We start from the raw sequence: 18,408 nt of genomic DNA on the forward strand, positions 1-18,408 counted from the left end.
ACATGGTGCAAGAAATAGAGCAATGGTTGCGTCGGCATCAGGTGTTTACTGAGCCTGCATATTTAGGGGAGACCGCCATATTACTTGGGCAGCAGTTTATATTATCGCCTTACCTGGTGATCTATCGTATTGAGGCAAAAGAAATGATTATTTGTGAGTTCAGGCGCCTGACGCCCGGGCAACCTCGACCACAGCAATTGTTTCACTTACTGGGACTTTTACGCGGGATATTTGTACATCACCCGCAGTTAACATGTTTAAAGATGTTGATAATCACCGATGTTCTGGATGAAAAAAAAGCCATGCTACGCAGGAAATTATTGCGCATTCTGACAGTAATGGGAGCGACCTTTACACAGTTTGATGGCGATGACTGGACAATTTTATCCGCCGAGCATCTTATCCAGCGACGTTTTTAAATGACCTTCCTGACGTAAATCATTATCACGTGAAAATAACAATCAATAGGTATGATGATGAAAGAAAATCAGAAAAATAAAGTACCCGAAGACATTCTGAAACAGCTATTATCCGTTGATCCGGAAACCGTTTATGCCAGTGGTTACGCCTCATGGCAGGAGGGGGATTATGCGCGCGCCGTAATCGATTTTAGCTGGCTGGTGATGGCCCAGCCATGGAGTTGGCGTGCCCATATTGCATTGGCTGGCACCTGGATGATGCTTAAAGAATACACGACGGCCATTAATTTCTATGGACATGCCTTGATGCTGGATGCCAGCCATCCAGAACCGGTTTACCAAACGGGCGTCTGTCTCAAAATGATGGGGGAACCCGGGTTGGCGAGAGAGGCTTTTCAAACCGCAATCAAGATGAGTTATGCGGATGCCTCATGGAGTGAGATTCGCCAGAATGCGCAAATAATGTTCGACACTCTTATTGCTTAAATAACAGAACGAAATATGAAAATTCATATTCCGTCAGCGGCAAGTAATATCGTCGATGGTAATAGTCCTCCTTCCGGTATACAAGCGAAGGCGGCATCGTTTCCTCCCCCTGAAATTCCAGCCCCTGGCACCCCCGCAGCCCCTGTGCTGCTTACGCCTGAACAAATAAGGCAGCAGAGGGATTATACTATACATTTTATGCAATACACTATTCGTGCGCTGGGTGCGACAGTCGTGTTTGGGTTATCGGTTGCTGCAGCGGTAATTTCTGGCGGGGCAGGATTACCCATTGCTATTCTTGCGGGGGCGGCGCTCGTGATTGCTATTGGGGATGCTTGCTGTGCGTATCATAATTATCAATTGATATGTCAGCAAAAGGAGCCGTTACAAACCGCCAGTGATAGCGTTGCTCTTGTGGTCAGTGCGCTGGCCTTAAAATGTGGGGCAAGTCTTAACTGCGCTAACACCCTTGCTAATTGTCTTTCTTTATTAATACGTTCAGGAATCGCTATTTCTATGTTGGTTTTACCCCTACAGTTTCCACTGCCCGCCGCTGAAAATATAGCGGCCTCTTTGGACATGGGGAGTGTAATTACCTCCGTTAGCCTGACGGCGATAGGTGCGGTACTGGATTATTGCCTTGCCCGCCCCTCTGGCGACGATCAGGAAAATTCTGTTGATGAACTTCATGCCGATCCCAGTGTGTTATTGGCGGAAAAAATGGCAGCGCTCTGTCAATCTGCTACTACACCTGCATTAATGGACAGTTCTGGTCATACATCTCGGGGAGAACCATGAAACCTGTTAGCCCAAATGCTCAGGTAGGGGGGCAACGTCCTGTTTGCGCGCCTGAGGAATCACCTCCATGTCCCTCATTGCCACATCCGGAAACCAATATGGAGAGTGGTAGAATAGGACCTCAACAAGGAAAAGAGCGGTTATTGGCCGGACTTGCGAAACGAGTGATAAAGTGTTTTCCAAAAGAAATTTTTAGTTGGCAAACGGTCATTTTGGGCGGACAGATTTTATGCTGTTCCGCTGGAATAGCATTAACAGTGCTAAGTGGTGGAGGCGCACCGCTCTTAGCCCTGGCGGGAATTGGCCTTGCTATTGCCATCGCGGATGTCGCGTGTCTTATCTACCATCATAAACATCATTTGCCTATGGCTCACGACAGTATAGGCAATGCCGTTTTTTATATTGCTAATTGTTTCGCCAATCAACGCAAAAGTATGGCGATTGCTAAAGCTGTCTCCCTGGGAGGTAGATTAGTCTTAACCGCGACGGTAATGACGCATTCATACTGGAGTGGTAGTTTGGGACTACAGCCTCATTTATTAGAGCGCCTTAATGATATTGCCTACGGGCTAATGAGTTTTACTCGCTTTGGTATAGATGGGATGGCAATGACCGGTATGCAGGTCAGCAGCCCATTTTATCGTTTGCTGGCTCAGGTAACACCAAAACAAAGTGCGCCGGAGTAATCGTTTTCAGGTATATACCGGATGTTCATTGCTTTCTAAATTTTGTTATGTTGCCAGTATCCTTACGATGTATTTATTTTAAGGAAAAGCATTATGGATATTGCACAATTAGTGGATATGCTCTCCCACATGGCGCACCAGGCAGGTCAGGCCATTAATGACAAAATGAATGGTAATGATTTGCTCAACCCAGAATCGATGATTAAAGCGCAATTTGCCTTACAGCAGTATTCTACATTTATTAATTACGAAAGTTCACTGATCAAAATGATCAAGGATATGCTTAGTGGAATCATTGCTAAAATCTGAAGTTATAAGCGACGATGTTCGACGGTTGCTGCTGGAAATTATGTTTGCGGGCGTTAACCATAGCCTTATTTCCCAGGTACATACGATGTTACCAGCGCTAACGGTTATTGTTCCGGATAGAAAATTACAGTTGGTATGTTTGGCATTATTGTTGGCGGGATTAAATGAGCCGCTAAAAGCCGCGAAAATTTTATCGGATATTGATTTACCAGAGGCTATGGCGCTGCGCCTGTTATTTCCTGCGCCCAAAGAGGGGTTTGAAAATTGAATATTTCTGATATGAGCGTAGTGCCTGTAAGCACTCAATCTTATGTAAAGTCATCTGCAGAACCGAGCCAGGAGCAAATTAATCTTTTTAAACAATTGCTGACAGATGGTGCATCCACCAGTAATGCCAGTGCTTTACTACCGCAGGTTATGTTGGCCAGACAAATGGATTATATGCAGTTAACGGTAGGCGTGGATTATCTTGCCAGGATATCAAGCGCAGCAGCGCAAGCGCTTAATAAGCTGGATAGCATGACATGAAGGTTCATCGTATAGTATTTCTTACTGCCCTCGCGTTCTTTCTTACGGCATGTGATGTGGATCTTTATCGCTCATTGCCAGAATATGAGGCGAATCAAATGCTGGCATTACTTATGCAGCATCATATCGATGCGGAAAAAAAACAGGAAGAGGATGGTGTTACCTTACGTGTCGAGCAGTCGCAGTTTATTAATGCGGTTGAGCTACTTAGACTTAACGGTTATCCGCATCGTCAGTTTACAACGGTGGATAAGATGTTTCCAGCTAATCAGTTAGTGGTATCCCCCCAGGAAGAACAGCAGAAGATTAATTTCTTAAAAGAACAAAGAATTGAAGGAATGCTGAGTCAGATGGAGGGCGTGATTAATGCAAAAGTGACCATTGCGCTACCGACTTATGATGAGGGAAGTAACACTTCTCCTAGCTCAGTTGCCGTATTTATAAAATATTCACCTCAGGTCAATATGGAGGCCTTTCGGGTAAAAATTAAAGATTTAATAGAGATGTCAATCCCTGGGTTGCAATACAGTAAGATTAGTATCTTGATGCAGCCTGCTGAATTTAGAATGGTACCTGACGTACCAGCGAGAAAAACGTTCTGGATTATGGACTTTATCCACGCCAATAAAGGGAAGGTGGTGACGTGGTTGATGAAATACCCTTATCAGTTGATGTTATCGTTGACAGGGTTGTTATTGGGAGTGGGTATCCTGATCGGCTATTTTTGCCTGAGACGCCGTTTTTGAACCGACCTGATCCCGAGGTGTTGCAACTTTATCGTTATCTCTGGCAACCTGCCCGTTACGCTGTACCGGAATGGATGGATAAGCTGGGCTTTCATCTTTCAAACCGCTGGCGTTATGGAGAGCGGCCAGAGTTGGATCGTCTTCTTGACAGATCGTTGAATAGACTAAGGGGAAGTTATGTTATTCCAGCCTGTTTAAATGACAGGCAAAAACGGCAGGTTCGTCTTGCGCCGCGTATATCGGCATTTGCCTTTGGGCTGGGATTATTCAAACTCAGGTGTAGTGACTATTTTATGCTACCAGAGTATCGGCAATTGCTTCTACAGTGGTTTAGCGAGGATGAGATCTGGCAGCTATATGGTTGGTTGGGGCAAAGAGATGGCAAATTACTTCCTCCGCAAGTGATGCAACAAACTGCATTGCAGATCGGTACCGCCATTCTTAATCGTGAAGCGCATGACGATGTGGTTTTACATGCGCTATTAGTATTATTACCCCCTCCGCAGCGTATACTTTGGCCGAAGACTTCTCTTACCGAGATTATCTTCATGGAGCATTTGCTATGAGTTTCACTTCACTTCCTCTGACGGAAATTAACCATAAGCTACCCGCTCGAAATATTATTGAGTCACAGTGGATAACATTACAATTAACTTTATTTGCACAAGAGCAACAAGCTAAGAGAGTTTCACATGCTATTGTGAGCTCCGCTCACCGTAAGGCTGAAAAAATCATCCGAGACGCCTATCGTTATCAACGTGAACAGAAAGTTGAGCAGCAACAAGAAATAGCGTGGTTGCGTAAAAATACGCTGGAAAAAATGGAAGTGGAATGGCTGGAACAGCATGTAAAACATTTACAAGAAGATGAAAATCAATTTCGTTCATTGGTCGATCAAGCAGCGCATCATATTAAAAATAGTATAGAACAGGTTCTGTTGGCCTGGTTCGACCAACAGTCGGTAGACAGTGTTATGTGCCATCGTCTGGCACGCCAGGCCACGGCTATGGCGGAAGATGGAGCGCTTTATTTGCGTATTCATCCTGAAAAAGAGGCATTGATGCATGAAACTTTTGGCAAGCGGTTTACGCTGATTGTCGAGTCTGGTTTCTCTCCCGATCAGGTTGAACTTTCCTCAACACGATATGCCGTTGAGTTTTCACTTTCTCGTCATTTCAACGCGTTACTGAAATGGTTATGTAATGGTGAAGATAAAAGAGGTAGCGATGGATATTAAAATTAATGAGATAAAAATGACGCCTCCTACAACATTTACCTCTGGCCAGGTTATAGAGAAACAAGAGGTTATTTCACCTTCAATATTAGCTCTCCAGGAGTTACAGGAAACGACGGGGGCAGCGCTCTATGAGACGATGGAAGAAATAGGAATGGCGCTGAGTGGTAAACTGCGTGAAAATTATAAATTCTCTGATGCGGAGAAACTGGAGCGCAGACAGCAGGCTTTGCTGCGTTTGATAAAACAAATACAGGAGGATAATGGGGCAACGTTGCGTTCGCTTACCGAAGAAAATAGTGATCCTGATTTACAAAATGCGTATAAAATTATCGCTCTCGCAATGGCGCTTACTGCCGACGGGTTGTCAAAAAAGAAAAAACGCGATTTGCAATCGCAACTGGATACGCTCACAGCGGAGGAGGGATGGGAACTTGCCGTTTTTAGTTTACTGGAACTTGGCGAAGTGGATACCGCTACGCTGTCCTCGCTGAAGCGTTTTATGCAACAGGCGATAGACAACGATGAAATGCCCTTATCGCAGTGGTTCAGACGCGTGGCAGAGTGGCCGGATCGCTGTGAACGGGTTCGTATTTTGCTAAGAGCAATAGCCTTTGAACTTAGCATATGCATCGAACCCTCGGAGCAAAGTCGTTTGGCCGCGGCATTAGTACGTTTGCGTCGTTTGCTGTTATTCCTTGGCCTTGAAAAAGAGTGTCAGCGTGAGGAGTGGATTTGCCAGTTGCCGCCTAATACATTACTGCCGCTACTACTCGATATCATTTGTGAGCGCTGGCTTTTCAGTGATTGGTTGCTTGATAGACTTACCGCTATAGTTTCTTCATCGAAGATGTTTAATCGGTTACTCCAACAACTTGATGCGCAGTTTATGCTGATACCCGATAACTGTTTTAACGACGAAGATCAACGTGAACAAATTCTCGAAACGCTTCGTGAAGTAAAGGTAAATCAGGTTTTATTCTGATACCTGGCTTTCAATATTTAGGTAAATTGGTGTTCTGGCTCATCATGAGGCGGCAGGATGGATTGGGATCTCATTACTGAACGTAATATTCAGCTTTTTATTCAATTAGCAGGATTAGCTGAACAGCCTTTAGCAACCAATATGTTCTGGCGGCATGGACAATATGAAACCTATCTAAACTATCATAATGGTCGTATTCACTTATGTCAGATACTCAAGCAAACTTTCTTAGACGAAGATCTGCTTTTTAAAGCGTTGACTAACTGGAAATCTGCAGTGTTCCAGGGTATTCCTCAACGATTATTTTTGTTGCGCGATGGGCTTGCAATGAGTTGTTCTCCTCCTCTGTCCAGTTCCGCCGAGCTCTGGTTACGATTACATCATCGACAAATAAAATTTCTGGAGTCGCAATGCGTTCATGGTTAGGTGGGGGAATCAGGGCGCAACAGTGGCTCAGTGTATGCGCGGGTCGGCAGGATATGGTTCTGGCGACGGTATTATTAATCGCTATTGTGATGATGCTGTTACCTTTGCCGACCTGGATGGTTGATGTCCTGATTACTATCAACCTTATGTTTTCAGTGATCCTGCTCTTAATTGCTATTTATCTTAGTGACCCTCTCGATTTATCGGTATTTCCGTCTTTATTACTTATTACCACATTATATCGTTTGTCACTCACAATCAGCACATCACGGCTGGTACTGTTACAACATAATGCCGGTAATATTGTGGATGCTTTCGGTAGGTTTGTCGTAGGAGGAAATCTCACCGTTGGGTTGGTCGTATTTACCATCATTACTATCGTGCAGTTTATTGTCATTACAAAAGGCATCGAGAGGGTGGCGGAAGTCAGCGCACGTTTCTCGCTTGATGGGATGCCAGGCAAACAAATGAGTATCGATGGCGATTTGCGTGCCGGAGTTATCGATGCAGACCATGCCCGTACATTAAGACAGCACGTCCAGCAGGAAAGCCGCTTTCTCGGTGCGATGGATGGTGCGATGAAATTTGTTAAAGGCGATACGATTGCCGGTATTATTGTTGTTCTGGTGAACATTATCGGCGGTATCATCATCGCTATCGTACAATATGATATGTCGATGAGTGAGGCTGTTCACACTTATAGCGTACTGTCAATCGGAGATGGTTTATGTGGGCAAATTCCATCGCTGCTGATTTCCCTTAGCGCGGGAATTATTGTCACCCGTGTTCCGGGTGAGAAACGCCAGAACCTGGCGACAGAGTTGAGTTCTCAAATTGCCAGACAACCTCAGTCGCTCATATTAACCTCTGTTGTTTTAATGCTCCTCGCTTTAATTCCTGGCTTTCCTTTTATCACTCTCGCTTTCTTTTCAGCGTTGTTAGCATTGCCCATTATCCTCATTCGCCGTAAAAAATCTGTGGTTTCCGCAAATGGCGTCGAAGCGTCGGAAAAAGATAGTATGGTTCCCGGCGCATGTCCTCTAATCTTACGTCTTACCCCAACGTTACATTCTGCCGACCTGATTCGTGATATTGACGCCATGAGATGGTTATTATTTGAGGACACCGGCGTCCCTCTCCCTGAGGTGAATATTGAGGTTTTGCCTGAACCCACCGAAAAATTGACGGTACTGCTATATCAGGAACCCGTATTTAGTTTATCTATTCCCGTCCAGGCAGATTATTTATTGATAGGCGCGGACGCTAGTGTGGTGGGTGACAGCCAGACGTTACCGAACGGGATGGGGCAGATCTGTTGGCTTTCAAAAGACATGGCCCATAAGGCGCAAGGTTTTGGACTGGACGTTTTCGCGGGCAGCCAACGTATCTCTGCCTTACTAAAATGTGTGCTGCTTCGGCATATGGGAGAGTTTATTGGTGTTCAGGAAACGCGTTATCTAATGAATGCGATGGAAAAAAACTACTCTGAGCTGGTGAAAGAGCTTCAGCGCCAGTTGCCCATTAATAAAATCGCTGAAACTTTGCAGCGGCTTGTATCAGAGTGGGTTTCTATTAGAGATTTACGTCTTATTTTCGGTACATTAATTGACTGGGCGCCACGTGAAAAAGATGTCCTGATGTTGACAGAATACGTCCGTATCGCGCTTCGCCGTCATATTCTGCGTCGTCTTAATCCGGAAGGAAAACCGCTGCCGATTTTGCGGATCGGCGAAGGTATTGAGAACCTTATACGTGAATCCATTCGCCAGACGGCAATGGGGACCTATACTGCGCTGTCGTCTCGTCATAAGTCGCAGATTCTGCAACTTATCGAGCAGGCGCTGAAGCAGCCAACCAAATTATTCATTGTCACTTCTGTCGACACCCGACGTTTCTTGCGAAAAATTACAGAAGCCACCTTGTTCGACGTACCGATTTTGTCATGGCAGGAATTAGGAGAGGAGAGCTTTGTACAAGTGGTAGAAAGTATTGACCTTAGCGAAGAGGAGTTGGCGGACAATGAAGAATGAATTGATGCAACGTCTGAGGCTGAAATATCCGCCCCCCGATGGTTACTGGCGATGGGGCCGAATTCAGGATGTCAGCGCAACGTTGTTAAATGCGTGGTTGCCTGGGGTATTTATGGGAGAGTTGTGCTGTATAAAGCCTGGAGAAGTACTTGCTGAAGTTGTGGGGATTAATGGCAGCAAAGCTTTGCTATCTCCTTTTACGAGTACTATCGGACTTCACTGCGGGCAGCAAGTGATAGCCTTAAGGCGACGCCATCAGGTCCCCGTGGGCGAAGCGTTATTAGGGCGAGTCATTGATGGCTTTGGTCGTCCCCTTGATGGCCGCGAACTGCCTGAAATCTGCTGGAAAGACTATGATGCAATGCCTCCTCCCGCAATGGTTCGACAGCCTATCACTCAACCATTAATGACGGGGATTCGCGCTATTGATAGCGTTGCGACCTGTGGTGAAGGGCAACGAGTGGGTATTTTTTCTGCTCCTGGCGTGGGGAAAAGCACGCTTCTGGCGATGCTGTGTAATGCTCCAGGCGCAGACAGTAATGTTCTGGTGTTAATTGGTGAACGTGGACGAGAAGTCCGCGAGTTCATCGATTTTACACTGTCTGAAGAGACCCGAAAACGTTGTGTCATTGTTGTCGCAACCTCTGACAGACCCGCCTTAGAGCGCGTGAGGGCGCTGTTTGTGGCCACCACGATAGCAGAATTTTTTCGCGATAATGGAAAGCGAGTCGTCTTGCTTGCCGACTCACTGACGCGTTATGCCAGGGCCGCACGGGAAATCGCTCTGGCCGCCGGAGAGACCGCAGTTTCTGGAGAATACCCGCCAGGCGTATTTAGTGCATTGCCACGACTTTTAGAACGTACAGGAATGGGGGAAAAAGGCAGTATTACCGCATTTTATACGGTACTGGTGGAAGGCGATGATATGAATGAGCCGTTGGCGGATGAAGTCCGTTCACTGCTTGATGGACATATTGTGCTATCCCGACGGCTTGCAGAGAGGGGGCATTATCCTGCCATTGACGTGCTGGCAACGCTCAGCCGCGTTTTTCCAGTCGTTACCAGCCATGAGCATCGTCAACTGGCGGCTATATTACGGCGGCACCTGGCGCTTTACCAGGAGGTTGAACTGTTAATACGCATTGGGGAATACCAGCGAGGGGTTGATACTGATACCGATAAAGCTATTGATACCTATCCGGATATTTGCACATTTTTGCGACAAAGTAAGGATGAAGTATGCGGACCCGAGCTACTCATAGAAAAATTACACCAAATACTCACCGAGTGATCATGGAAACTTTGCTGGAGATAATCGCGCGGCGTGAAAAGCAATTACGCGGCAAACTTACCGTACTTGATCAGCAGCAACAGGCGATTATTACTGAACAGCAGATTTGCCAGACGCGCGCTTTAGCAGTGACTACCAGACTAAAAGAATTAATGGGCTGGCAAGGTACGTTATCTTGTCATTTATTGTTGGATAAGAAACAACAAATGGCTGGGCTATTCACTCAGGTGCAGAGCTTTTTGACGCAACGGCAGCAGTTAGAGAATCAGTATCAGCAGCTTGTTTTACGGCGAAGCGAATTACAGGAGAACTTTAATGCGCTTATGAAAAAGAAAGAAAAAATTACTATGGTATTAAGCGATGCGTATTACCAAAGTTGAGGGAAGTCTTGGGTTGCCATGCCAGTCTTATCAGGATGATAACGAGGCGGAGGCGGAACGTATGGACTTTGAACAACTCATGTACCAGGCATTACCCATTGGTGAGAATAATCCTCCTGCAGTATTGAATAAGAACGTGGTTTTCACGCAGCGTTATCGTGTTAGTGGCGGTTATCTTGATGGTGTAGAGTGTGAAGTATGTGAATCAGGGGGGCTAATCCAGCTAAAAATCAATGTTCCTCATCATGAAATTTACCGTTCGATGAAAGCGCTAAAGCAGTGGCTGGAGTCTCAGTTGCTGCATATGGGGTATATAATCTCCCTGGAGATATTCTATGTTAAGAATAGCGAATGAAGAGCGTCCGTGGATGGAGATACTTCCAACGGAAGGCGCTACCATTGGTGAGCTGACATTGCGTATGCAGCAATATCCAGTACAGCAAGGGACGTTATTTACCATAAATTATCATAATGAGCTGGGTAGGGTGTGGATTGCAGAACAATGCTGGCAGCGCTGGTGTGAAGGGTTAATTGGCACCGCTAATCGATCGGCTATCGATCCTGAATTGCTATACGGAATAGCTGAATGGGGGCTGGCGCCGTTATTGCAAGCCAGTGATGCCACCCTCTGTCAGAACGAACCGCCGACATCCTGCAGTAATATACCACATCAGCTAGCGTTGCATATTAAATGGATAGTTGAAGAACATGAGTTCCATAGCATTATTTTTACATGGCCAACAGGTTTTTTGCGCAATATAGTCGGAGAACTTTCTGCTGAGCGTCAACAGATTTATCCTGCCCCTCCTGTAGTAGTCCCTGTATATTTAGGCTGGTGCCAGCTTACATTAATTGAACTTGAGTCTATCGAAATTGGCATGGGCGTTCGGATTCATTGCTTTGGCGACATCAGACTCGGTTTTTTTGCTATTCAACTACCTGGGGGTATCTACGCGAGGGTGTTGCTGACAGAGGATAACACGATGAAATTTGAAGAATTAGTCCAGGATATCGAAACGCTACTTGCATCAGGGAGCCCAATGTCAAAGAGTGACGGAACGTCTTCAGTCGAACTTGAGCAGATACCGCAACGGGTGCTCTTTGAGATCGGACGTGCGAGTCTGGAAATTGGACAATTACGACAACTTAAAACGGGGGACGTTTTGCCTGTAGGTGGATGTTTTGCGCCAGAGGTGACGATAAGAATAAATGACCGTATTATTGGGCAAGGTGAGTTGATTGCCTGTGGGAATGAATTTATGGTGCGAATTACACGTTGGTATCTGTCCAAAAATACAGCGTAAACCTGATAAGAAAAATAATATGCGAACAATATAATAGAGCTCCAGGTCGTGTCATGAGAGATACAGTATGTCTTTACCCGATTCGCCTTTGCAACTGATTGGTATATTGTTTCTGCTTTCAATACTGCCTCTCATTATCGTCATGGGAACCTCTTTCCTTAAACTGGCGGTGGTATTTTCGATTTTACGAAATGCTCTGGGTATTCAACAAGTTCCCCCAAATATCGCACTGTATGGCCTCGCGCTTGTACTTTCCTTATTCATTATGGGGCCGACGCTATTAGCTGTAAAAGAGCGCTGGCATCCGGTTCAGGTCGCTGGTGCTCCATTCTGGATGTCTGAGTGGGACAGTAAAGCGTTAGCGCCTTATCGACAGTTTTTGCAAAAAAACTCTGAAGAAAAGGAGGCCAATTATTTTCGGAATTTGATAAAACGAACCTGGCCTGAAGACATAAAACAAAAGATAAAACCTGATTCTTTGCTCATATTAATTCCGGCATTTACGGTGAGTCAGTTAACGCAGGCATTTCGGATTGGATTACTTATTTATCTTCCCTTTCTGGCTATTGACCTGCTTATTTCAAATATACTGCTGGCTATGGGGATGATGATGGTGTCGCCGATGACCATTTCATTACCGTTTAAGCTGCTAATATTTTTACTGGCAGGCGGTTGGGATCTGACACTGGCGCAATTGGTACAGAGCTTTTCATGAATGATTCTGAATTGACGCAATTTGTAACGCAACTTTTATGGATCGTCCTTTTTACGTCTATGCCGGTGGTGCTGGTGGCATCGGTAGTTGGTGTCATCGTAAGCCTTGTTCAGGCCTTGACTCAAATACAGGACCAAACGCTACAGTTCATGATTAAATTATTGGCAATTGCAATAACCTTAATGGTCAGCTACCCATGGCTTAGCGGTATCCTGTTGAATTATACCCGACAGATAATGTTACGAATTGGAGAACATGGTTGAATGACACAACAGTTGAATGAATGGCTTATTGTATTGGCTGTGGCTTTTATTCGTCCATTGGGCCTCTCTTTATTACTCCCCCTATTAAAAAGTGGCAGTTTAGGGTCCGCGCTTTTACGTAATGGCGTGCTAATGTCTCTTACCTTTCCCATATTACCAATCATATATCAGCAGAAGATTATTATGCATATTGGTAAAGATTACAGCTGGTTAGGGTTAGTCACCGGAGAGGTAATTATTGGCTTTTTAATTGGGTTTTGTGCGGCGGTTCCCTTTTGGGCTGTTGATATGGCCGGGTTTCTGCTTGATACTTTACGTGGCGCGACAATGGGTACGATATTCAATTTTACAATGGAAGCTGAAACCTCACTTTTTGGCTTGCTTTTCAGCCAGTTTTTGTGTGTTATTTTTTTTATAAGCGGTGGCATGGAGTTTATATTAAATATTCTGTATGAGTCATACCAATATTTACCTCCAGGGCGTACTTTATTATTTGATCAGCAATTTTTAAAATATATCCAGGCAGAGTGGAGGACGCTTTATCAATTATGTATCAGTTTCTCTCTTCCTGCCATAATATGTATGGTATTAGCCGATCTGGCTTTAGGTCTTTTAAATCGGTCGGCACAACAATTGAATGTTTTTTTCTTCTCAATGCCGCTCAAAAGTATATTGGTTCTACTAACGCTCCTGATCTCATTCCCTTATGCTCTTCATCACTATTTGGTTGAAAGCGATAAATTTTATATTTATCTAAAAGACTGGTTTCCAGCTGTATGAGCGAGAAAACAGAACAGCCTACAGAAAAGAAATTACGTGATGGTCGTAAGGAAGGGCAGGTTGTCAAAAGTATTGAAATAACATCATTATTTCAGTTGATTGTGCTTTATTTATATTTTCATTTCTTTACTGAAAAGATGATTTTGATACTGATTGAGTCAATAACTTTCGCATTACAATTAGTAAATAAACCATTTACTTATGCATTAACGCAATTGAGTCATGCTTTAATAGATTCATTGACTTCTGCACTGCTGTTTCTGGGCGCTGGGGTAATAGTTGCTACTGTGGGTAGCGTGTTTCTTCAGGTGGGGGTGGTTATTGCCAGCAAAGCCATTGGTTTTAAAAGCGAGCATATAAATCCGGTAAGTAATTTTAAGCAGATATTCTCTTTACATAGCGTAATAGAATTATGTAAATCCAGCTTAAAAGTTATCATCTTATCTCTTATCTTTGCCTTTTTCTTTTATTATTATGCCAGTACTTTTCGGGCGCTACCGTACTGTGGGTTAGCCTGTGGCCTGCTTGTGGTTTCTTCTTTAATAAAATGGTTATGGGTAGGGGTGATGGCTTTTTATATCGTCGTTGGCATACTGGACTATTCTTTCCAATATTATAAGATTAGAAAAGATCTAAAAATGAGTAAAGATGACGTAAAACAGGAGCATAAAGATCTGGAGGGCGACCCTCAAATGAAGACACGACGTCGGGAAATGCAGAGTGAAATACAAAGTGGGAGTTTAGCTCAATCTGTTAAACAATCTGTTGCGGTAGTTCGTAATCCAACGCATATTGCGGTTTGTCTTGGCTATCATCCCACCGATATGCCAATACCACGCGTTCTGGAAAAAGGCAGTGATGCTCAAGCTAACTATATCGTTAACATCGCTGAACGCAACTGCATTCCCGTTGTTGAAAATGTTGAGCTGGCTCGCTCATTATTTTTTGAAGTGGAACGCGGAGATAAAATTCCTGAAACGTTATTTGAACCCGTTGCAGCCTTGTTGCGTATGGTGATGAAGATAGATTATGCGCATTCTACCGAAACACCATAAATGCCTTTGGTATGCTTCTTCAAGCCACTGCGAAGGTTAAGAGGGGTAATACAGTATAGAGCAGCGCGTTGATTTGTTTGACGATAAGGGTGAGAGACTGAAAATAATCGCTTTTAGCCTGGTACAAGCACCAGATAGCGTATTATAAAATTAAACAAGATAATAGATTGGTGCGTCTGAATGGACTCGAACCATCGACCCCCACCATGTCAAGGTGGTGCTCTAACCAACTGAGCTACAGACGCATTAAAATGATGGTGCGTTCAATTGGACTCGAACCAACGACCCCCACCATGTCAAGGTGGTGCTCTAACCAACTGAGCTATGAACGCAACGTTGTAGGTGACAACGGGGACGAATATTAGCGTCACAACCGCAATGAGGCAAGAGGGAAATCGCAATTTTCTTCCTGAAATCACCTGATTGCGGTGGAAATATGCAACATGTCGAGAAAATAGCCGCCATGCGACGGCTATCGTCGTATTATCGCGCAGCGCGTTGCAAAATGATGGCGGACGGCTGACGTTGCAGATAGCGCATCCGTAACATCATTAACACCGCCGCCGAGGTCAGGCCGATGATGAACCCCATCCAGAACCCCGCCGGTCCCATACGATCAACCACCAGATCCGTTAACGCCAGGATATAACCGCTGGGTAAGCCTAACACCCAGTAGGCGGTAAAGGTGATAAAAAAGATGGAACGCGTATCTTTATAACCGCGCAGAATACCGCTGCCGATAACCTGTATAGAGTCGGAAATCTGATAAACCGCAGCGAGCAGCATTAATTGCGCAGCAAGCGCCACGACCTCAGGGTTGTCATTGTAGAGCAAAGCAATATGCTTACGCAGAGTAACGGTAAAGATCGCGGTAACCACAGCCATACAAATGCCGACGCCTAAACCGGTACGCGCTGCGGTTTGCGCATCCAGCGTCGAGCCCTGGCCCAGACGATATCCCACTCGAATCGTTACCGCCGCAGCCAGCGACATCGGCAGTACGAACATCAGCGAGCTAAAGTTAAGCGCAATCTGATGACCCGCGACATCCACAATACCTAATGGCGAAACCAGCAGCGCGACGACCGCAAACAACGTTACTTCAAAGAACAGCGCCAGCGCAATCGGCAACCCCAGTTGAATCAGGCGCTTCATGACGACGCTATCGGGTTTGCCAAAGCCTGTTTCATTACGAATATCACGCATTGAACGCGCGTGTTTAATGTAAGAAAGCATGGCGATAAACATCACCCAATAGACCGCCGCAGTCGCAATGCCGCAGCCGATACCGCCGAGCTCCGGCATACCAAAATGGCCATAGATAAAAATATAGTTCACCGGAATATTCACCAGCAGGCCCAAAAATCCCATCACCATACCCGGTTTGGTTTTGGCCAGACCTTCGCACTGGTTTCGCGCTACCTGAAAGAAAAGGTATCCTGGCGCGCCCCACAGCAGCGCGCGAAGGTAACCCACGGCTTTATCGGCCAGCGCCGGATCAATATTATGCATGGAGCGGATAATGTATCCGGCATTCCACAGGACGATCATCACCAGCACGGAGACAAAGCCCGCCAGCCAGAATCCTTGTCGAACCTGATGCGCGATACGCTCGCGACGGCCGGAGCCATTGAGTTGCGCAATCACCGGCGTCAAGGCCAGCAGTAAGCCGTGACCAAACAAAATGGCGGGAAGCCAGATAGAGGTGCCGATAGCGACGGCAGCCATGTCCGTAGCGCTATAGCCTCCCGCCATGACGGTATCGACGAATCCCATTGCGGTCTGTGCCACTTGCGCAAGGATCACCGGTATCGCTAACGCTAATAACTGACGCGCTTCACTGGTATACTTCTGCACGTATTCACCTTTTATTTTGTTGTTATATGAAAGACTAAAAAGCCGCCGTAGTGGCAGCCAAAAGAAATAGCAGGGGAAATTTCAGTCTATTGTAGCGGGGTATTACTATTTCTCCAGTGAAAAAACAGTTGTTAACGGCGCATTGCTGGCAAGCTGTTTTTCCACCTGCTATTGTGCTGAACAGTTCTGCTTTTATTTATTTCAGGAGTTGAAGATATGTTTACGGGGATCGTACAGGGTACCGCGAAACTGGTATCGATTGATGAAAAACCCAACTTTCGCACCCATGTGGTGACGTTACCGGACTACATGCTGGAGGGGCTGGAGACGGGGGCGTCGGTAGCGCATAACGGATGCTGTTTGACGGTGACTGAAATAAACGGCAATCAGATAAGTTTTGATCTGATGAAAGAAACGTTGCGCATCACCAATCTGGGCACGTTGAGGGTAGGTGATGAGGTCAACGTAGAGCGCGCCGCCAAATTCAGCGATGAAATCGGTGGTCATCTGATGTCGGGGCATATTATTACGACGGCGGAGATCGCGAAAATCCTGACCTCCGAAAATAACCATCAGGTGTGGTTTAAAGTGCAGGATGCGTCCCTGATGAAGTATATCCTGTACAAAGGCTTTATCGGCGTTGACGGCATCAGTTTGACCGTCGGCGAGGTAACGCCAACGCGCTTCTGCGTGCATCTTATTCCGGAAACGCTGGAACGTACTACGCTTGGCAGAAAAAAACTGGGTGAGCGTGTGAATATCGAGATCGATCCGCAAACGCAAGCGGTTGTCGATACCGTAGAACGCGTACTGGCTGCACGAGAAAATGCGGTCAGAAATCAGGCCGACATTAGCTAACGGAAAATAAGATTCCCCCGCATGAAATGCGGGGGAGATGATTAGCGAGGAACGCGCAGACCGTTTTCAACGCCACGCGTGAATACTACCTGCCAAAGCTGGATATCACGCGCGCGAAACGCACCCGCGCAGGCATTGAGATAATAGCTGAACATACGTTTAAAGCGCTCGTTATAATTGCCCGCAATCTCTGGCCAGGCATTGATAAAGCGCTCGTGCCACGCCATCAGAGTCGTGTCATAGTCGGCACCAAAGTTATGCCAGTCTTCCATTACAAAGTGTGATTCGCTGGCCTCGGCGATTTGACGAACAGACGGCAAGCAACCGTTGGGGAAAATATACTTATTGATCCACGGATCGACATTATGATCGGTTTTTTTAGAACCAATAGTATGGAGCAGGAAAAGACCATCCGGTTTTAAATTCCTGTCAACAACTTCAAAATAGGTGTTGTAGTTTTTTGGCCCGACATGTTCGAACATGCCGACGGAGACGATTCGGTCAAACTGATCGTTAAGGTCGCGATAATCTTCCAGGAGAATGGAGACATCCAGACCGTCGCAACGCGTCTGCGCCATTTTTTGTTGTTCAGCGGAGATCGTTACGCCCACCACGCTAACGCCATAATGGGTCGCCATATATTGCGACAGGCCGCCCCAGCCGCAGCCGATATCCAGCACACGCATCCCCGGTTGTAGCTGTAGCTTTTCGCAAATTAATTTCAGCTTGGCTTGCTGTGCCGCTTCCAGCGTATCGGCATCTTTCCAGTAGGCGCAAGAATATTGCATATAGGGATCGAGCATACGGGAAAAAAGGTCATTACCAAGATCGTAATGTTCCTTGCCGACAATCCAGGCGCGTTTTTTACTTTGTAGATTAATCAGACGCGCGCCGAGGATACGGAGCGTATCTTTAACATGGTGGGGGAGTTGATTTTCAAGACCTGCACGTAAGACTTTGCTGAAGAAAATATCCAGACGCTCGCATTCCCACCAGCCATCCATGTAACTCTCACCTAACCCCAACGATCCTTCCTGGAGGACGCGTTTAAAAAAATCGGGATTCTTAACACGAATGTCAGACGGGGCGGAACCATTAATTGTAATATCCGCACGACTTAACAATTCGTTGGCGATTCGGTACCAGTTATCATCCGGTACGCTGACTTCTTCTATACACGATGAACTCATAGCTTCTCCATCACTGGACGGTGATCAGAACCTTAAAACAGCGTAGACGCTTTTTTGGCTTTGTGAGA

At 45.8% G+C, this 18,408-nt stretch carries 24 protein-coding genes and 2 tRNA genes; 22 read left to right on the plus strand and 4 right to left on the minus strand.

Annotated features, from left to right (window positions below):
- Positions 1-2 precede the first annotated feature (2 nt).
- The 21 genes from sseE (at position 3) to ssaU (ending at position 14,435) form a co-directional block, all read left to right on the plus strand.
- Positions 3-419 (plus strand): LcrR family type III secretion system chaperone SseE, encoded by a 417-nt coding sequence (sseE, locus tag ACLD4K_RS00545; protein ID WP_411011205.1) that lies wholly within the window; start codon positions 3-5, stop codon positions 417-419.
- Between the two features lie 51 nt (positions 420-470).
- On the plus strand, positions 471-905 hold the full coding sequence (sscB, locus tag ACLD4K_RS00550; protein WP_058331531.1) for a SycD/LcrH family type III secretion system chaperone SscB: 435 nt from the start codon (positions 471-473) through the stop codon (positions 903-905).
- A gap of 15 nt (positions 906-920) precedes the next feature.
- Positions 921-1,703 carry a type III secretion systems effector SseF gene (sseF, locus tag ACLD4K_RS00555; protein WP_411011206.1) on the plus strand — a complete coding sequence of 261 codons (783 nt, stop codon included), beginning with the start codon at positions 921-923 and terminating at the stop codon, positions 1,701-1,703.
- The gene (gene sseG, locus ACLD4K_RS00560; RefSeq protein ID WP_411011207.1) at positions 1,700-2,389 is read left to right on the plus strand and encodes a pathogenicity island 2 effector protein SseG; all 690 of its coding nucleotides are present in this window, start codon (positions 1,700-1,702) and stop codon (positions 2,387-2,389) included. Before sseF ends, sseG begins: the two co-directional genes overlap by 4 nt.
- Before the next feature lie 93 nt (positions 2,390-2,482).
- A complete protein-coding gene (gene ssaG, locus ACLD4K_RS00565) occupies positions 2,483-2,698 on the plus strand; it encodes a type III secretion system needle filament protein SsaG (protein ID WP_000350226.1) in 216 nt (71 codons plus the stop codon).
- Positions 2,676-2,966, plus strand: coding sequence for an EscG/YscG/SsaH family type III secretion system needle protein co-chaperone (locus ACLD4K_RS00570; RefSeq protein WP_058331528.1), 291 nt, complete (start codon positions 2,676-2,678; stop codon positions 2,964-2,966). Before ssaG ends, ACLD4K_RS00570 begins: the two co-directional genes overlap by 23 nt.
- A gap of 11 nt (positions 2,967-2,977) precedes the next feature.
- Entirely contained in the window at positions 2,978-3,226 is a 249-nt protein-coding gene (gene sctI, locus ACLD4K_RS00575; RefSeq protein ID WP_411011250.1) for a type III secretion system inner rod subunit SctI, read from the plus strand.
- The gene (ssaJ, locus tag ACLD4K_RS00580; RefSeq protein WP_411011208.1) at positions 3,223-3,972 is read left to right on the plus strand and encodes an SPI-2 type III secretion system apparatus lipoprotein SsaJ; all 750 of its coding nucleotides are present in this window, start codon (positions 3,223-3,225) and stop codon (positions 3,970-3,972) included. Before sctI ends, ssaJ begins: the two co-directional genes overlap by 4 nt.
- Before the next feature lie 17 nt (positions 3,973-3,989).
- Positions 3,990-4,538, plus strand: a complete 549-nt coding sequence (locus tag ACLD4K_RS00585) for a type III secretion system domain-containing protein (protein WP_411011251.1) — start codon at positions 3,990-3,992, stop codon at positions 4,536-4,538.
- Positions 4,535-5,209: an SPI-2 type III secretion system apparatus protein SsaK gene (gene ssaK / locus ACLD4K_RS00590; RefSeq protein WP_411011209.1), complete on the plus strand. Its 675-nt coding sequence runs from the start codon at positions 4,535-4,537 to the stop codon at positions 5,207-5,209. The genes ACLD4K_RS00585 and ssaK overlap by 4 nt, the downstream gene beginning before the upstream one ends.
- Entirely contained in the window at positions 5,175-6,191 is a 1,017-nt protein-coding gene (ssaL, locus tag ACLD4K_RS00595) for an SPI-2 type III secretion system apparatus protein SsaL (RefSeq protein WP_411011210.1), read from the plus strand. Before ssaK ends, ssaL begins: the two co-directional genes overlap by 35 nt.
- Before the next feature lie 57 nt (positions 6,192-6,248).
- Entirely contained in the window at positions 6,249-6,617 is a 369-nt protein-coding gene (ssaM, locus tag ACLD4K_RS00600) for an SPI-2 type III secretion system apparatus protein SsaM (protein WP_076726496.1), read from the plus strand.
- On the plus strand, positions 6,602-8,647 hold the full coding sequence (gene ssaV / locus ACLD4K_RS00605; RefSeq protein WP_183059066.1) for an SPI-2 type III secretion system apparatus protein SsaV: 2,046 nt from the start codon (positions 6,602-6,604) through the stop codon (positions 8,645-8,647). The genes ssaM and ssaV overlap by 16 nt, the downstream gene beginning before the upstream one ends.
- Positions 8,637-9,938: a SctN family type III secretion system ATPase SsaN gene (gene ssaN, locus ACLD4K_RS00610; protein ID WP_411011211.1), complete on the plus strand. Its 1,302-nt coding sequence runs from the start codon at positions 8,637-8,639 to the stop codon at positions 9,936-9,938. Before ssaV ends, ssaN begins: the two co-directional genes overlap by 11 nt.
- A 2-nt stretch (positions 9,939-9,940) precedes the next feature.
- A complete protein-coding gene (ssaO, locus tag ACLD4K_RS00615) occupies positions 9,941-10,318 on the plus strand; it encodes an SPI-2 type III secretion system apparatus protein SsaO (RefSeq protein WP_411011212.1) in 378 nt (125 codons plus the stop codon).
- Positions 10,299-10,673 (plus strand): SPI-2 type III secretion system apparatus protein SsaP, encoded by a 375-nt coding sequence (gene ssaP, locus ACLD4K_RS00620; protein WP_094947572.1) that lies wholly within the window; start codon positions 10,299-10,301, stop codon positions 10,671-10,673. Before ssaO ends, ssaP begins: the two co-directional genes overlap by 20 nt.
- Complete coding sequence (ssaQ, locus tag ACLD4K_RS00625; protein WP_411011213.1) at positions 10,654-11,622, plus strand: SPI-2 type III secretion system cytoplasmic ring protein SsaQ; 969 nt, start codon at positions 10,654-10,656, stop codon at positions 11,620-11,622. Before ssaP ends, ssaQ begins: the two co-directional genes overlap by 20 nt.
- 67 nt (positions 11,623-11,689) lie before the next feature.
- Entirely contained in the window at positions 11,690-12,337 is a 648-nt protein-coding gene (ssaR, locus tag ACLD4K_RS00630) for an SPI-2 type III secretion system export apparatus protein SsaR (RefSeq protein WP_183059061.1), read from the plus strand.
- The gene (ssas, locus tag ACLD4K_RS00635; protein ID WP_000999982.1) at positions 12,334-12,600 is read left to right on the plus strand and encodes an SPI-2 type III secretion system apparatus protein SsaS; all 267 of its coding nucleotides are present in this window, start codon (positions 12,334-12,336) and stop codon (positions 12,598-12,600) included. The genes ssaR and ssas overlap by 4 nt, the downstream gene beginning before the upstream one ends.
- Positions 12,601-13,380 (plus strand): SPI-2 type III secretion system apparatus protein SsaT, encoded by a 780-nt coding sequence (gene ssaT / locus ACLD4K_RS00640; protein ID WP_411011214.1) that lies wholly within the window; start codon positions 12,601-12,603, stop codon positions 13,378-13,380.
- Positions 13,377-14,435 carry an SPI-2 type III secretion system apparatus protein SsaU gene (gene ssaU, locus ACLD4K_RS00645; RefSeq protein WP_076726504.1) on the plus strand — a complete coding sequence of 353 codons (1,059 nt, stop codon included), beginning with the start codon at positions 13,377-13,379 and terminating at the stop codon, positions 14,433-14,435. Before ssaT ends, ssaU begins: the two co-directional genes overlap by 4 nt.
- A gap of 168 nt (positions 14,436-14,603) precedes the next feature.
- Here the strand turns inward: ssaU and ACLD4K_RS00650 are convergent.
- The 3 genes from ACLD4K_RS00650 to mdtK all read right to left on the minus strand — a co-directional run bounded on the left by ACLD4K_RS00650 (position 14,604) and on the right by mdtK (position 16,292).
- A tRNA-Val gene (locus ACLD4K_RS00650) sits at positions 14,604-14,680 on the minus strand.
- 10 nt (positions 14,681-14,690) lie between these two features.
- A tRNA-Val gene (locus tag ACLD4K_RS00655) sits at positions 14,691-14,767 on the minus strand.
- 151 nt (positions 14,768-14,918) lie between these two features.
- Complete coding sequence (mdtK, locus tag ACLD4K_RS00660; protein ID WP_411011215.1) at positions 14,919-16,292, minus strand: multidrug efflux MATE transporter MdtK; 1,374 nt, start codon at positions 16,290-16,292, stop codon at positions 14,919-14,921.
- Positions 16,293-16,508: 216 nt separating this feature from the next.
- Here mdtK and ACLD4K_RS00665 point away from each other — a divergent pair, with 216 nt between their 5' ends.
- Positions 16,509-17,150, plus strand: a complete 642-nt coding sequence (locus tag ACLD4K_RS00665) for a riboflavin synthase subunit alpha (RefSeq protein WP_411011216.1) — start codon at positions 16,509-16,511, stop codon at positions 17,148-17,150.
- Positions 17,151-17,191: 41 nt separating this feature from the next.
- On the opposite strand, the gene cfa is transcribed toward ACLD4K_RS00665, so the two are convergent.
- Positions 17,192-18,340: a cyclopropane fatty acyl phospholipid synthase gene (gene cfa, locus ACLD4K_RS00670; RefSeq protein WP_411011217.1), complete on the minus strand. Its 1,149-nt coding sequence runs from the start codon at positions 18,338-18,340 to the stop codon at positions 17,192-17,194.
- Positions 18,341-18,408: the final 68 nt, after the last annotated feature.

Origin of the sequence: Salmonella sp. 741265055_HSA (assembly GCF_046569525.1) — a bacterium.
GTDB classification, from domain to species: domain Bacteria; phylum Pseudomonadota; class Gammaproteobacteria; order Enterobacterales; family Enterobacteriaceae; genus Salmonella; species Salmonella enterica.

Coding starts and splice junctions, on each gene's coding strand:
- sseE (WP_411011205.1), top strand. CDS start 3: ATGGTGCAAGAAATAGAGCAATGGTTGCGTCGGCATCAGGTGTTTACT.
- sscB (WP_058331531.1), top strand. CDS start 471: ATGATGATGAAAGAAAATCAGAAAAATAAAGTACCCGAAGACATTCTG.
- sseF (WP_411011206.1), top strand. CDS start 921: ATGAAAATTCATATTCCGTCAGCGGCAAGTAATATCGTCGATGGTAAT.
- sseG (WP_411011207.1), top strand. CDS start 1,700: ATGAAACCTGTTAGCCCAAATGCTCAGGTAGGGGGGCAACGTCCTGTT.
- ssaG (WP_000350226.1), top strand. CDS start 2,483: ATGGATATTGCACAATTAGTGGATATGCTCTCCCACATGGCGCACCAG.
- sctI (WP_411011250.1), top strand. CDS start 2,978: ATGAGCGTAGTGCCTGTAAGCACTCAATCTTATGTAAAGTCATCTGCA.
- ssaJ (WP_411011208.1), top strand. CDS start 3,223: ATGAAGGTTCATCGTATAGTATTTCTTACTGCCCTCGCGTTCTTTCTT.
- ssaK (WP_411011209.1), top strand. CDS start 4,535: ATGAGTTTCACTTCACTTCCTCTGACGGAAATTAACCATAAGCTACCC.
- ssaL (WP_411011210.1), top strand. CDS start 5,175: ATGGTGAAGATAAAAGAGGTAGCGATGGATATTAAAATTAATGAGATA.
- ssaM (WP_076726496.1), top strand. CDS start 6,249: ATGGATTGGGATCTCATTACTGAACGTAATATTCAGCTTTTTATTCAA.
- ssaV (WP_183059066.1), top strand. CDS start 6,602: ATGCGTTCATGGTTAGGTGGGGGAATCAGGGCGCAACAGTGGCTCAGT.
- ssaN (WP_411011211.1), top strand. CDS start 8,637: ATGAAGAATGAATTGATGCAACGTCTGAGGCTGAAATATCCGCCCCCC.
- ssaO (WP_411011212.1), top strand. CDS start 9,941: ATGGAAACTTTGCTGGAGATAATCGCGCGGCGTGAAAAGCAATTACGC.
- ssaP (WP_094947572.1), top strand. CDS start 10,299: ATGCGTATTACCAAAGTTGAGGGAAGTCTTGGGTTGCCATGCCAGTCT.
- ssaQ (WP_411011213.1), top strand. CDS start 10,654: ATGTTAAGAATAGCGAATGAAGAGCGTCCGTGGATGGAGATACTTCCA.
- ssaR (WP_183059061.1), top strand. CDS start 11,690: ATGTCTTTACCCGATTCGCCTTTGCAACTGATTGGTATATTGTTTCTG.
- ssas (WP_000999982.1), top strand. CDS start 12,334: ATGAATGATTCTGAATTGACGCAATTTGTAACGCAACTTTTATGGATC.
- ssaT (WP_411011214.1), top strand. CDS start 12,601: ATGACACAACAGTTGAATGAATGGCTTATTGTATTGGCTGTGGCTTTT.
- ssaU (WP_076726504.1), top strand. CDS start 13,377: ATGAGCGAGAAAACAGAACAGCCTACAGAAAAGAAATTACGTGATGGT.
- ACLD4K_RS00665 (WP_411011216.1), top strand. CDS start 16,509: ATGTTTACGGGGATCGTACAGGGTACCGCGAAACTGGTATCGATTGAT.
- cfa (WP_411011217.1), bottom strand. CDS start 18,340: ATGAGTTCATCGTGTATAGAAGAAGTCAGCGTACCGGATGATAACTGG.